The sequence below is a fragment of the Parageobacillus sp. VR-IP genome (genome assembly GCF_013357975.1).
Lineage (GTDB): Bacteria > Bacillota > Bacilli > Bacillales > Anoxybacillaceae > Saccharococcus > Saccharococcus caldoxylosilyticus.
Map to the genome: position 1 here is coordinate 377,828 of NZ_JABVYQ010000004.1, position 13,716 is coordinate 391,543.

General features: G+C 45.9%; 13 protein-coding genes. 12 read left to right on the top strand and 1 reads right to left on the bottom strand.

The features are described 5' to 3' along the window. Positions 1–8 precede the first annotated feature (8 nt). The 11 genes from HT574_RS12520 to deoC all read left to right on the top strand — a co-directional run bounded on the left by HT574_RS12520 (position 9) and on the right by deoC (position 12,450). Positions 9–350: a YqxA family protein gene (locus HT574_RS12520; protein ID WP_042406314.1), complete on the top strand. Its 342-nt coding sequence runs from the start codon at positions 9–11 to the stop codon at positions 348–350. 162 nt (positions 351–512) lie between these two features. Continuing rightward, positions 513–2,342, top strand: coding sequence for a translation elongation factor 4 (gene lepA, locus HT574_RS12525; protein WP_017435619.1), 1,830 nt, complete (start codon positions 513–515; stop codon positions 2,340–2,342). A gap of 70 nt (positions 2,343–2,412) precedes the next feature. Then, the gene (gene hemW / locus HT574_RS12530; RefSeq protein ID WP_175244906.1) at positions 2,413–3,555 is read left to right on the top strand and encodes a radical SAM family heme chaperone HemW; all 1,143 of its coding nucleotides are present in this window, start codon (positions 2,413–2,415) and stop codon (positions 3,553–3,555) included. Between the two features lie 83 nt (positions 3,556–3,638). Continuing rightward, the gene (hrcA, locus tag HT574_RS12535) at positions 3,639–4,673 is read left to right on the top strand and encodes a heat-inducible transcriptional repressor HrcA (protein ID WP_042406309.1); all 1,035 of its coding nucleotides are present in this window, start codon (positions 3,639–3,641) and stop codon (positions 4,671–4,673) included. A gap of 97 nt (positions 4,674–4,770) precedes the next feature. Next, on the top strand, positions 4,771–5,439 hold the full coding sequence (grpE, locus tag HT574_RS12540; protein WP_175244850.1) for a nucleotide exchange factor GrpE: 669 nt from the start codon (positions 4,771–4,773) through the stop codon (positions 5,437–5,439). Between the two features lie 24 nt (positions 5,440–5,463). Beyond that, complete coding sequence (gene dnaK, locus HT574_RS12545; protein WP_175244851.1) at positions 5,464–7,290, top strand: molecular chaperone DnaK; 1,827 nt, start codon at positions 5,464–5,466, stop codon at positions 7,288–7,290. 146 nt (positions 7,291–7,436) lie between these two features. Beyond that, positions 7,437–8,579 (top strand): molecular chaperone DnaJ, encoded by a 1,143-nt coding sequence (dnaJ, locus tag HT574_RS12550; protein ID WP_175244852.1) that lies wholly within the window; start codon positions 7,437–7,439, stop codon positions 8,577–8,579. Between the two features lie 5 nt (positions 8,580–8,584). Continuing rightward, positions 8,585–9,520 (top strand): 50S ribosomal protein L11 methyltransferase, encoded by a 936-nt coding sequence (gene prmA / locus HT574_RS12555; protein ID WP_175244853.1) that lies wholly within the window; start codon positions 8,585–8,587, stop codon positions 9,518–9,520. Between the two features lie 18 nt (positions 9,521–9,538). Further along, positions 9,539–10,288, top strand: coding sequence for a 16S rRNA (uracil(1498)-N(3))-methyltransferase (locus HT574_RS12560; protein WP_175244854.1), 750 nt, complete (start codon positions 9,539–9,541; stop codon positions 10,286–10,288). 11 nt (positions 10,289–10,299) lie between these two features. Beyond that, on the top strand, positions 10,300–11,655 hold the full coding sequence (mtaB, locus tag HT574_RS12565) for a tRNA (N(6)-L-threonylcarbamoyladenosine(37)-C(2))-methylthiotransferase MtaB (protein ID WP_175244855.1): 1,356 nt from the start codon (positions 10,300–10,302) through the stop codon (positions 11,653–11,655). Positions 11,656–11,778: 123 nt separating this feature from the next. Continuing rightward, entirely contained in the window at positions 11,779–12,450 is a 672-nt protein-coding gene (gene deoC / locus HT574_RS12570; RefSeq protein ID WP_175244856.1) for a deoxyribose-phosphate aldolase, read from the top strand. Here deoC and HT574_RS12575 read toward each other — a convergent pair. Then, entirely contained in the window at positions 12,447–13,379 is a 933-nt protein-coding gene (locus HT574_RS12575) for a Na/Pi symporter (protein ID WP_175244857.1), read from the bottom strand. The genes deoC and HT574_RS12575 overlap by 4 nt on opposite strands. Before the next feature lie 152 nt (positions 13,380–13,531). Between HT574_RS12575 and rpsU the strand changes: the two genes are divergently transcribed. Continuing rightward, positions 13,532–13,705, top strand: coding sequence for a 30S ribosomal protein S21 (gene rpsU, locus HT574_RS12580; RefSeq protein ID WP_008879912.1), 174 nt, complete (start codon positions 13,532–13,534; stop codon positions 13,703–13,705). Positions 13,706–13,716 lie beyond the last annotated feature (11 nt).

Below are 13,716 nucleotides of genomic sequence, written 5' to 3' on the forward strand. Positions count from 1 at the left end.
GGAGTGGTATGGCCAAATTTATCGTTCAATTTTGCTTTGCTGTGCTGATCCTCTTTTTTGGCGTATTGCTCGGCATGCAGCAGGCAAATGAAGGAATGCAAAAGATGAGAGGATATGAGGACACGTCGCTGCCGTCTGTACTCCATCTTTCCAAAAACCAAAGCGGAGAAATCGAGGCGTCTGTATTCGGAAAAAAAGTGGAAGTAGATGATCTACAGGAGAAAAAAGAAGAGATCGAAAAAATAAAAGCGTTCAACCTTTTTTCCGAGCTTGGCAAACAATTTGCCAACGCAATCGAGACGTTGATGGAACAGCTGCTTTCGTTTTTCACCAAACTATTCGGAAAGTGACAATCAGAAAGATAAAAGAACATTGGCGAAACGCAGGAAAACGGTTCGCCAATGTTTTTCTTTATAACGAGAGCGTTTGCGAAACTATGTCATTGAATCTTGCTTGCTCTGTTGCTATAATCAAAGCTAGTGTAGTTTCGGGAAATAGTAGGAGTGAGAGAGATGAATCGAGAAGAAAGATTAAAACGGCGCGATCGGATCCGCAATTTTTCCATTATTGCTCATATCGACCATGGAAAGTCGACGCTCGCGGACCGCATTTTAGAAAAAACAGGTGCGCTTTCCGAGCGGGAAATGCGAGAGCAAATGCTAGATTCGATGGATTTGGAGCGGGAGCGCGGCATTACCATTAAACTAAATGCGGTTCAGTTAAAGTATAAAGCAAAAGATGGGGAAGAATATATTTTCCATTTAATCGATACGCCTGGCCATGTCGATTTTACGTATGAAGTGTCGCGAAGCCTTGCTGCTTGCGAAGGAGCGATTCTTGTCGTCGATGCGGCCCAGGGCATTGAGGCACAGACGCTGGCCAACGTCTATTTAGCGATCGATAATAATTTAGAAATTTTGCCGGTCATTAATAAAATCGATTTGCCAAGCGCCGAACCGGAACGCGTTCGCCAGGAGATTGAAGAAGTAATCGGGCTTGACGCATCGGATGCGGTGCTGGCTTCGGCAAAAGTCGGCATTGGCATTGAAGAAATTTTAGAAAAAATTGTAGAGAAAATTCCAGCGCCATCCGGCGACCCGGATGCACCGTTAAAGGCGCTTATTTTTGATTCGCTGTACGACTCCTATCGCGGCGTTGTCGCCTATATTCGCGTTGTCGATGGAACGGTGAAGCCGGGGCAGCGAATTAAGATGATGTCTACTGGCAAAGAGTTTGAGGTCGTCGAAGTCGGTGTGTTTACGCCAAAGCCAAAACAAGTCGACGAATTAACGGTCGGCGATGTCGGCTATTTAACGGCTTCCATTAAAAATGTAAGCGACACGCGCGTCGGCGATACGATCACCGATGCAGAAAATCCGGCTTCCGAGCCGCTGCCAGGATACCGCAAGCTAAACCCAATGGTCTTTTGCGGCATGTATCCGATCGATACAGCCCGCTATAACGATTTGCGCGAAGCGTTAGAAAAGCTGCAATTAAACGATGCGGCACTTTATTTTGAACCGGAAACATCGCAAGCGCTCGGGTTTGGTTTCCGCTGCGGCTTCCTTGGGTTATTGCATATGGAAATCGTTCAAGAGCGCATTGAACGTGAATTTAATATTGATTTAATCACAACAGCGCCTAGCGTCGTCTACAAAGTGCACTTAACAGACGGAACGGAAGTAGAAGTTGATAATCCGTCCAATATGCCGGAACCGCAAAAAATTGACCATGTCGAGGAGCCATACGTCAAAGCGACCATTATGGTGCCGAATGATTATGTGGGGCCGGTGATGGAGCTGTGTCAAGCGAAACGCGGCAACTTTGTCGATATGCAATATTTAGATGAAAAACGCGTCACCTTAATTTATGATATTCCGCTCTCGGAAATTGTCTATGACTTCTTTGATACGCTCAAATCGAGCACAAAAGGATATGCTTCGTTTGATTATGAACTGATTGGCTATAAGCCGTCAAACTTAGTGAAAATGGATATTCTTTTAAACGGCGAAAAAATTGATGCGTTATCGTTCATTGTTCACCGCGACGCGGCGTACGAGCGGGGGAAAGTGATTGTCGAAAAATTAAAAGACTTAATCCCGCGCCAGCAGTTTGAAGTGCCGGTGCAAGCGGCCATCGGCAATAAAATTATTGCCCGTTCGACCATTAAAGCGCTGCGCAAAAACGTGTTGGCGAAATGTTACGGCGGGGACGTATCACGGAAGCGCAAACTATTGGAAAAACAAAAAGAAGGAAAAAAACGGATGAAGCAAATCGGTTCGGTTGAAGTTCCGCAAGAAGCGTTTATGGCGGTCTTAAAAATCGATGATAATAAAAAATAATCTGTATGTACAAGGCTGTCTCTTCCTTTTTCGGGATAGCCTTGTTTATTTATAGGAAAGGATGTTTATGTTGGTGAAATCCGCGTATTTCCACATACCGTTTTGTGCGCAAATCTGTTACTATTGCGATTTTAATAAAGTGTTTTTCCAAGGCCAACCGGTGGATGAATATTTGCAAGCGATGGAGCGGGAAATGAAAAAAACGGTGGAAGTCTTTCCAGCCGAGCGGCTTGATACTTTGTTTGTCGGCGGCGGGACTCCGACTGTTTTAGAAATGAAGCAGCTTGATTTTTTGCTCGAAAGCATTTATAAACACTTCCGTTTTTCCAAAGACGAAGTGGAATTTACATTTGAAGCGAATCCAAATGAACTTTCAAAAGAAAAGCTGCAGCTGTTAAAAGCCGCGGGGGTCAACCGCCTAAGTTTCGGGGTGCAAACGTTTCATGATTCCCTATTAAAGACAATAGGAAGGACACATCGCTATGACGATGTCATGCGTACGATTTCATTAGCGAAAGAAGCCGGCTTTGATAATATCAGCATTGATTTAATGTATGGGTTGCCTAACCAGACGCTGCAGCAGTTTCAGGAGGACCTGGAAATCGCCTTTTCCCTTGATATTCAGCATATTTCCGCTTATTCTCTCATCATTGAGCCAAAAACGATTTTTTACAATCTGTGGAGAAAAGGAACGCTTCTGTTACCGAGCGAAGAGGAAGAAGCAGAAATGTATGAGGAAGCGATGCGACAGATGGAACTTCACGGATATCAGCAATATGAAATTAGCAACTATGCGCGCCCAGGCTTTCAAAGCCGCCATAATTTAACGTATTGGAACAATGAAGAATATTACGGCATCGGTGCAGGAGCCCACAGCTATGTAAATGGCGTTCGCCGCGTTAATATCGGTCCGATTAAACAATATATCGCCAAAGTACAGGAAACAGGACTGCCGTATCGTGAAGTTCATCGTGTCACATGGATGGAACAAATGGAAGAAGAAATGTTTCTGGGACTTAGAAAAACAGAAGGAGTATCCAAACGGCGCTTTTCCGAAAAGTTCGGCAGAGACATGCATGATGTGTTTGGGGCAGCCATTCGTGCCGAACGGCAAAAGGGGCTGCTTGAGGAAACAGACACGCACGTGCGCCTGACTCGCCGCGGACGACTCCTTGGCAACGAGGTGTTTCAAGCGTTTCTCACCGGAATGTAAACATTGACATTAGCATATGGATTTGATACCTTAATAATAGATTTAGCACTCGGTGTATTTGAGTGCTAACAGAGGTGATGAGCGTGTTAACGGAGCGCCAATTGCTTATTTTGCAAGTGATTATTGATGATTTTATCCGCTCCGGACAGCCTGTCGGGTCGCGGACGTTATCGAAAAAACATGAAATTGCTTTAAGTTCGGCGACGATCCGCAATGAAATGGCAGATTTAGAGGAGCTTGGATATATCGAAAAAACGCATGTATCCTCCGGTAGGGTGCCGTCGGAAAAAGGATATCGTTATTATGTCGACCATTTGTTATCACCGCAGCGTTTAACGAAAGAAGATATTCAAAAAATCAAGTCTATTTTTGCTGAGCGAATTTACGAATTGGAGAAAGTGGTGCAAAAATCGGCGCAAATCTTATCCGATTTGACGAATTATACGTCGATTGCTCTTGGGCCGGCGGTGAAAGAGAATAAATTAAAACGAATCCAAATCATTCCGTTGAACCAGCAAACCGCTGTGGCAATTATTGTTACCGATACGGGACATGTAGAAAACCATGTTATTACCGTTCCTGCGTCGGTGAACCCATCTGATCTAGAAAAAATGGTGAATATTTTAAACGAACGGCTAATTGGCGTCCCGCTGATCGATTTAAAGGATAAAATTTATAAAGAAGTGGCCGATGTGCTGCGCAAGCATATTCATAACTACGATAGCATGTTGAAAACGATTGTCGAGACGCTGGACATCCCTCAGGAAGAAAAGATGTTTTTTGCCGGGAAAACGAATATGCTTAACCAGCCGGAGTTTAGCGACATTCAAAAAATTCGTCCGCTTATGAAAATGATTGAACAGGAAAAAGATTTTTATCGTTTGTTGCGCAAACATAACCGTAAAGGCATTCAAGTGACGATCGGCCGTGAAAATCAATTAAGCGGAATGGAGAACTGCAGCCTGATTACAGCGACATATTCGATCGGCGATGAGCAGTTGGGGACCATTGCGATTCTTGGACCGACACGAATGGAGTATTCCCGCGCCATTACCATTTTAAATAGGGTGGCTTCCGATTTATCCACCGTGTTAACAAAATGGTATCAAAATAGTTAGCAATGGTCATATTGGATAATGGATGGATGGGTGCAATCCATCCTTTCCTTGTGACCATTTATACATAGACATGCTGCTTTAAAGGGAGGTGAAACCGATGGAACAACAAAAAGCAACTCAAGAAAAAGCTACATATGAACAAGAGCGGACAGCGCCAGAACCGCAAGAGGGGAAAGCAGAAGAACGCGCCAAAAATGAACAGCAGGAGGAAAGTGCGGGAAACGCGCAGCAGGAAAATATGCAAGCGCAACAAGAAGCACCTGAAGAAGAACAGCCAAAAGCGGAGCAAGGACAAAACGATGAGCTGGCGGCGGCAAACGCGAAAATTGCGGAACTTGAAGCGAAGATAAAAGAAATGGAAAACCGCTATCTTCGTTTATATGCCGATTTTGAAAACTTCCGTCGCCGCACGCGACAAGAAATGGAAGCAGCAGAAAAGTACCGCGCCCAAAGTTTGGTGAGCGATCTATTGCCGGCTTTGGACAACTTTGAGCGCGCGTTAAAAATAGAGACAGAAAACGAACAGGCGAAATCTATTTTACAAGGAATGGAAATGGTTTACCGCTCCCTATTAGACGCCTTAAAAAAAGAAGGGGTCGAGGCGATCGAAGCGGTTGGCAAACCGTTCGACCCGCATTTGCATCAGGCGGTGATGCAAGTAGAAGACAGCAACTATGAACCAAACACGGTCGTGGAAGAATTTCAAAAAGGCTATAAACTGAAAGACCGTGTCATTCGTCCAGCAATGGTAAAAGTAAGTCAGTAAATGAGTATTAGGAGGGTGATCGTAATGAGCAAAATTATCGGTATTGACTTAGGAACAACCAACTCCTGTGTTGCCGTATTAGAAGGCGGCGAGCCGAAGGTCATTCCAAATCCGGAAGGAAGCCGCACTACTCCTTCTGTTGTGGCGTTTAAAAACGGAGAACGTTTAGTCGGCGAAGTAGCGAAGCGACAAGCGATTACGAACCCAAATACCGTCATCTCCATTAAACGCCATATGGGAACGGACTATAAAGTAGAAATCGAAGGCAAAAAATATACGCCACAAGAAATTTCGGCAATTATTTTGCAATACTTAAAATCGTATGCAGAAGATTATTTAGGAGAACCGGTAACAAGAGCAGTCATTACCGTTCCGGCTTACTTTAACGATGCACAACGTCAAGCGACGAAAGATGCTGGACGCATTGCGGGTTTGCAAGTAGAACGCATCATTAACGAGCCGACGGCCGCTGCGCTTGCGTACGGTTTGGATAAAGAAGAAGATCAAACGATCCTCGTTTATGACTTGGGGGGCGGTACGTTTGACGTATCGATTCTTGAACTTGGAGACGGCGTGTTTGAAGTAAAAGCGACGGCCGGCGATAACCATCTTGGCGGGGACGACTTTGACCAAGTAATTATCGATTATTTAGTCGACCAATTTAAGCAGGAGCACGGCATCGACTTATCCAAAGATAAAATGGCGCTGCAACGGTTGAAAGACGCTGCCGAAAAAGCGAAAAAAGAACTTTCCGGAGTCATGCAAACGCAAATTTCCTTGCCGTTTATCAGCGCTAATGAAAGCGGCCCACTCCATTTAGAAACAACATTAACAAGAGCAAAATTTGAAGAGTTGTCCGCCCACCTTGTCGAACGTACGATGGGACCGGTTCGCCAAGCGTTGCAAGATGCGGGCTTAACACCGGCAGATATTGATAAAATCATTCTGGTCGGTGGTTCTACGCGTATCCCGGCTGTACAGGAAGCAATTAAACGCGAACTTGGAAAAGAGCCGCATAAAGGGGTCAACCCGGATGAAGTGGTAGCGATCGGCGCAGCGATCCAAGGCGGTGTGATCGCTGGCGAAGTAAAAGACGTCGTTCTTCTTGACGTTACTCCGCTGTCGCTTGGAATTGAAACGATGGGCGGCGTATTTACGAAATTAATTGAACGCAATACGACGATCCCGACAAGCAAATCACAAATTTTCACGACAGCAGCAGATAACCAGACAACGGTCGACATTCACGTGTTGCAAGGGGAACGCCCAATGGCGGCCGATAACAAAACGCTTGGCCGTTTCCAATTGACGGATATTCCGCCGGCACCGCGTGGCGTACCGCAAATTGAGGTAACGTTTGATATCGACGCCAACGGCATTGTCCATGTCCGAGCCAAAGATTTGGGCACGAACAAAGAGCAATCGATTACCATTAAATCGTCATCCGGTCTTTCCGAAGAAGAAATTCAGCGCATGATTAAAGAGGCGGAAGAAAACGCTGAAGCGGACAGAAAACGGAAAGAAGCGGCCGAACTGCGCAACGAGGCCGACCACTTAATATTTACGACGGAGAAGACGTTAAAAGAAGTGGAAGGAAAAGTAGACGAAGCGCAAATGAAAAAAGCGCGTGAAGCAAAAGATGCGTTGAAAGCGGCGCTTGAGAAAAACGATCTCGATGAAATCCGCAAAAAGAAAGAAGCGCTGCAAGAAGCGGTGCAGCAGCTATCGATGAAGCTATACGAACAAGCAGCAAAGCAAGCGCAAAATCAGCAAACGGGAGCTGACGGCGCGACGAAGAAAGACGATAATGTAGTTGATGCAGAATTCGAAGAAGTAAAAGATGATAAATAATACATTGGTGAAAAAGTCAAAGTCAGGCCTGTCTTGGCTTTGACTTTTTTGCTAATAAGAAGATGACGGCTTAAATCTGTTGCAATCAAAAAGAGAGAAATGCTAAAATTATCTTCATGTGAGTGAATCGGGAGTGGATGATCATCATGGCGAAGCGAGATTATTATGAAATTCTCGGAGTCAGCAAAAATGCGACAAAAGAGGAGATTAAAAAAGCATATCGGAAGCTTTCGAAAAAGTATCATCCAGATGTGAGTAAAGAGCCCGATGCGGCGGAAAAATTTAAAGAAATTAAAGAAGCCTACGAAGTGTTAAGCGATGACCAAAAGCGGGCCCATTACGATCAGTTTGGCCACGCCGATCCAAATCAAGGTTTCGGTGGCTTCCGCAGCGATGATTTTGATTTTGGTGGTTTTAGCGGCTTCGGCGGTTTTGAGGATATTTTCAACACCTTTTTTGGCGGCGGCCGCCGGCGTAATCCGAATGCTCCTAGAGCTGGAGCCGATTTGCAATATACGATGACATTGACATTTGAGGAAGCAGCATTTGGCAAAGAAACCGATATTGAAATTCCGCGCGAAGAAACATGCGACACTTGCCATGGCACCGGAGCAAAACCGGGTACAAAGCCGGAAACATGTCCGCATTGTCACGGGGCTGGACAAATCAGCACGGAGCAATCCACCCCGTTTGGGCGCATCGTCAATCGCCGCACATGTCCATATTGCGGCGGAACAGGGAAATATATTAAGGAAAAATGTACGACATGCGGCGGCACCGGCCGCGTAAAACGACGGAAAAAAATCCATGTGAAAATCCCGGCCGGAATTGATGACGGACAACAGCTGCGCGTTGCCGGCCAAGGAGAGCCGGGGATTAACGGAGGGCCGCCAGGAGATTTATATATTATCTTTCATGTGGAGCCACATGAATTTTTTGAACGCGACGGCGATGATATTTATTGCGAAGTGCCGCTTACATTTGCGCAGGCAGCGCTTGGGGATGAGATCGAAGTCCCGACTCTACATGGAAAAGTGAAGTTAAAAATCCCGGCAGGCACGCAAACAGGAACGAGATTCCGCTTAAAAGGAAAAGGAGTGCCAAATGTGCGCGGCTACGGCTATGGCGACCAGCATGTTATCGTCCGCGTTGTGACGCCGACGAAGCTGACAGAAAAGCAAAAGCAATTGCTGCGTGAATTTGACCAATTGGGTGGTGCCAGCATGCACCATGAACCACATGACCGCTTTTTTGATAAGGTAAAAAAAGCGTTTAAAGGAGAATCATGAATTTTATGAAATGGTCAGAAATCAGCATCCATACGACGCACGAGGCAGTCGAGGCGATTTCGAATATTTTGCACGAAGCAGGGGCAGGAGGGGTCGTGATCGAAGACCCGTATGATTTAATAAAAGAAAGAGAAGATTGGTTTGGGGAAGTATATGAGCTGAATCCGGACGATTATCCGGAAGAAGGCGTCATTATTAAAGCGTACTTGCCGGTCAACAGCTTTCTCGGAGAAACGGTGGAAGAAATTAAACAGGCGATTAACAATTTATTATTGTACGATATTGATATTGGAAAAAATAAGATTACCATCAGCGAAGTAAATGAAGAGGAATGGGCAACCGCCTGGAAAAAATATTATAATCCTGTGAAAATATCAGAAAAATTTACGATTGTTCCGACGTGGGAAGTTTATGAGCCAGTGTCGAGCGACGAATTGATTATTGAATTGGACCCGGGCATGGCGTTTGGCACAGGAACCCACCCGACGACAGTCATGTGTATTCAGGCACTGGAGAAATATGTAAAGCCTGGGGATAAGGTCATTGATGTCGGCACTGGTTCCGGCATTTTAAGCATTGCCGCAGCAATGCTAGGCGCCAAATCCGTCCGCGCTCTTGACTTGGATCCAGTGGCTGTCGATAGTGCAAGGTTGAATGTCAAGCTAAATAAGGTGCAGCATATCGTGACTGTTTCGCAAAACAATCTGCTTGACCACATCGATGAACGGGCAAACATTATTGTTGCCAATATTTTAGCGGAAATTATTTTGCGCTTTGTTGATGACGCGTATCGCCTTCTTGAAAAAGACGGATATTTTATTACGTCTGGAATTATTCAGGCGAAGAAGCAGGAAGTAAAAGATGGTTTAACAGCGGCAGGATTTGTCATTGAGGAAACGTTAGTAATGGAAGATTGGGTGGCGTTTATCGTCAAAAAATGATGAAAAGAAGGGATTGCGTTGCAGCGATATTTTGTCCCCGACAATCAACAGGCGAATGACCGGATTGCCATTGGCGGCGATGACTACCACCATATTGTCCGCGTGATGCGCATGGGAAAAGGAAGCAAATTGATTTGCGTCCTTTCGAACGGCAAAACGGCTCGGTGCGAAATTGAACAAATTACCAGTGAGAATGTAATAGCTCGTGTTGTAGAATGGATAGAAGAACAAACGGAACTGCCTATTCGCGTCTATATTGCCCATGGACTGCCGAAAGGAGATAAGCTGGAGCTTGTGATTCAGAAGGGAACGGAGCTCGGCGCTTTCGCTTTCCTTCCTTTTTTGGCGGCTCGTTCTGTTGTCAAATGGGACGCAAAAAAGGCGGATAAAAAAATAGATCGATGGAAAAAAATCGCAAAAGAGGCGGCAGAGCAAGCTCATCGCAGCCAAATTCCCGATATACACACTCCGCTAACGATCCATGAGCTGATCGAGTTTGCGAAAACGATGGATTGCCGAATGGTTGCCTATGAGGAAGAGGCGAAGCGCGGCAATCATCAAACGCTTGCTGCTATTTTTCAACAAATGAAGCGAGGCCAGTCTCTCCTTGCCGTGTTTGGACCAGAAGGTGGCTTTTCCAATGAAGAAGTTGACCTTCTGAGGCAGCATGGCTTTTTTTCCTGCAGCCTCGGTCCGCGGATTTTGCGGACCGAAACGGCGCCGCTTTATTTGTTAGCGGCTGCTTCGTACCAATTTGAACTACAGTGAGGTGAGAGCAAATGCCAACCGTTGCATTTCATACTCTTGGATGTAAAGTCAACCATTATGAAACGGAAGCGATTTGGCAATTGTTTAAAAAGGCAGGCTATGAACGGAAAGATTTTGAAAGCCGTGCTGACGTGTATGTCATCAATACTTGCACGGTGACGAACACAGGCGATAAAAAAAGCCGCCAAGTCATTCGCCGCGCCATTCGCCGGAATCCGGATGCGGTTGTGTGCGTGACGGGGTGCTACGCGCAAACGTCTCCGGCGGAAGTAATGGCGATTCCGGGGGTGGATATCGTCATCGGCACACAAGACCGCGGAAAAATTTTAGAATATGTGGAACAGTTTCAGCGTGAACGCCAGCCGATTAATGCCGTTCACAACATTATGAAAACACGCGTGTTCGAAGAAATGGACGTTCCGGAGTTTAGCGACCGGACGCGTGCCTCTTTAAAAATTCAAGAAGGATGCAATAACTTTTGCACCTTTTGTATCATTCCATGGGCGCGCGGATTAATGCGTTCCCGCGATCCGAAAGAAATCATCCGCCAGGCGCAGCAGCTAGTTAACGCCGGCTATAAAGAGATTGTTTTAACGGGCATCCATACAGGCGGTTATGGAACGGATATGAAAGACTATAACTTTGCGGCGCTGCTCCGCGATTTGGACGAGCAAGTTGTCGGTCTGAAACGGCTCCGCATCTCATCGATTGAAGCGAGCCAAATTACCGATGAAGTGATCGAAGTGCTGCGGCGTTCCGATAAGATCGTGCGCCATTTGCATATTCCGCTTCAATCGGGCTCCAATACCGTATTAAAACGGATGCGCCGCAAATATACAACCGAATTTTTTGCCGAGCGGCTAGCACGTTTGCGTGAAGTGTTCCCTGAATTGGCGATTACATCAGACGTGATCGTCGGATTCCCAGGCGAAACGGAAGAAGAGTTTATGGAAACGTACAACTTTGTGCGCGAACAGCACTTTTCCGAACTCCACGTTTTCCCGTATTCCAAACGGACAGGCACGCCGGCCGCACGCATGCCAAATCAAGTGGATGAGGATGTGAAACACGATCGCGTCCGCCGTTTAATTGCGCTGTCTGATCAGCTGGCGAAAGAATATGCTTCGCAATTTGAAGGACAAGTGCTGGAAGTAATTCCGGAAGAACGGGACAAAGAAAATCCGGAAAGCGGTCTGTATATCGGCTACACCGATAACTATTTAAAAGTAAAATTCCCGGCTACTGAAGAAATGGTCGGTGAAATCGTTAAAGTAAAAATTACAAAAGCCGGATATCCGTATAATGAAGGCGAATTTGTCCGCGTCGTGACGGATGACATCCCGCAATCCGTCGAATTAAGCTCATAACCCAGCTAGTACAGAGCTGGGTTTTTGTTTACTATAAAAATATGCTGTAGACTAGTTTTTTTTTGTTCAAAATGGTATGATGATAGAGGTCAGACCTCTATGCATGAAAGGAGATTGATGAAGTTGGAAACAAATATTGCCAAAATGATTGACCATACCTTGTTGAAAGCGGATACAACAAAAAACGATATTGTAAAGCTGTGTGAAGAAGCAAAACGGTATGGATTTGCTTCCGTCTGCGTCAATCCGACATGGGTGGCAACCGCCGCCGAACTGTTAAAAGGCACGGATGTGAAAGTATGTACGGTAATCGGCTTTCCGCTCGGAGCCAATACGCCGGAAACAAAGGCGTTCGAAACGAAAAACGCGATTGAAAACGGGGCGGCGGAAGTCGATATGGTGATCAATATCGGCGCGCTGAAAGATGGAAACGATGAGCTTGTGGAACGCGATATTCGCGCCGTTGTCGAAGCGGCGAAGGGGAAAGCGCTTGTCAAAGTAATTATTGAAACATGTCTGCTTTCAGAAGAAGAAAAAGTGCGTGCTTGCCAGCTTGCGGTGAAAGCAGGCGCGGATTATGTCAAAACGTCGACCGGATTTTCTACCGGCGGTGCGACAGTCGAAGATGTGGCATTAATGCGCAAAACGGTCGGCCCGTCCATCGGGGTGAAAGCTTCCGGCGGCGTCCGTGACATACAAAGTGCAAACGCCATGATACAAGCAGGGGCGACGCGCATTGGCACAAGTTCGGGCGTAGCGATTATCGAAGGGAAAACAGCCCACTCTGATTATTAAAAACGCCGGCCGTGAAAAAATAATATAGCCGCTTCGATCCAGCGGACAAATGGCAGCGCCGCCAACGAACAAATAACGTTAAACAGGACACTGACATGAGCCAGCTGCACATCCGGGGAATTACTTAGCTTGCCAGCAACAAAAGCGAGCGGGTCAATAAAAAAATAAAAGATGATCACGCCGATGACATTAAACCATAAATGAGTATACGCCGTTAATTTTGCTTCATATGCGGAACCGATGCTGGCAAGGAGGCCGGTTATACATGTACCGATATTCGCGCCAAGCAAAATGGCGATGCCGGCTGGCAATGTTAATAGATGTTCATTCAAAAACCCCATGGCGATGCCGATCATTGCCGCACTCGAATGAATAATGGCTGTAAAAATAATGCCGATCATGATTCCGGCAAGCGGGGAATTGTTCGTTTTTTTCAGCCACTCGTCAATGATCGGATAAGCGGCCAACGGTTTTGCTAATTGGCTAAACCCGTTCATGGCAAAAAATAAAGAAGCGAGCCCGACCATAATCATTCCGATGCTATAGGCAAGACGGTAACGACCAAAAAAGACGAGAATCGCGCCAACGAAAAGCAATGGAATGGCGTTGTCGCCAACATGGAGTGTCATGATTTCTGTCGTGATGGTAGAGCCGATATTGCTTCCTAAAATAATGCCGATCGATTGCCGGAATGTAAGATAGCCGGTGGAGACGAGCCCAACTGTAATTACCATGACGGCAGAGCTGCTTTGCATAAGGGCAGTCGTCACCGTTCCGGTGAGAAATCCTTGCCACGGGGTGTCTGTAAAGCGTAATAGCCAGCGTTTTAGACGGTGTCCAGATAAAGTGTAAAATCCTGCTTTCATCATAAACATGCCAAGAAGAAAAATGCCAGTATAAACCGAAAACCAGATGAGCAATTGCACCACTTGTCCTTCCCCCTTTCATCCTATTTGTATGGGCAAGGAAGGTGAACAATGACAGTTTTTTATTGACCTTTGGCGCAAGCATGTATTATAATTGACAAGTACACGCATAGTAACAAAATGTAATGGTTGTTGCTCGGAGGGAGGGAAGCAGGATGTCAAAAACCATCGTTCGAAAAAACGAATCCATTGACGACGCTCTTCGTCGCTTCAAACGTGCCGTTTCCAAAACAGGTACACTGCAAGAAGTAAGAAAGCGCGAATTTTATGAAAAGCCAAGCGTCAGACGGAAGAAAAAATCTGAAGCGGCTAGAAAGCGCAAGCATTAAAAGAGGGTGTA

Coding starts and splice junctions, on each gene's coding strand:
- rpsU (WP_008879912.1), top strand. CDS start 13,532: ATGTCAAAAACCATCGTTCGAAAAAACGAATCCATTGACGACGCTCTT.
- HT574_RS12520 (WP_042406314.1), top strand. CDS start 9: ATGGCCAAATTTATCGTTCAATTTTGCTTTGCTGTGCTGATCCTCTTT.
- grpE (WP_175244850.1), top strand. CDS start 4,771: ATGGAACAACAAAAAGCAACTCAAGAAAAAGCTACATATGAACAAGAG.
- lepA (WP_017435619.1), top strand. CDS start 513: ATGAATCGAGAAGAAAGATTAAAACGGCGCGATCGGATCCGCAATTTT.
- prmA (WP_175244853.1), top strand. CDS start 8,585: ATGAAATGGTCAGAAATCAGCATCCATACGACGCACGAGGCAGTCGAG.
- dnaK (WP_175244851.1), top strand. CDS start 5,464: ATGAGCAAAATTATCGGTATTGACTTAGGAACAACCAACTCCTGTGTT.
- dnaJ (WP_175244852.1), top strand. CDS start 7,437: ATGGCGAAGCGAGATTATTATGAAATTCTCGGAGTCAGCAAAAATGCG.
- mtaB (WP_175244855.1), top strand. CDS start 10,300: ATGCCAACCGTTGCATTTCATACTCTTGGATGTAAAGTCAACCATTAT.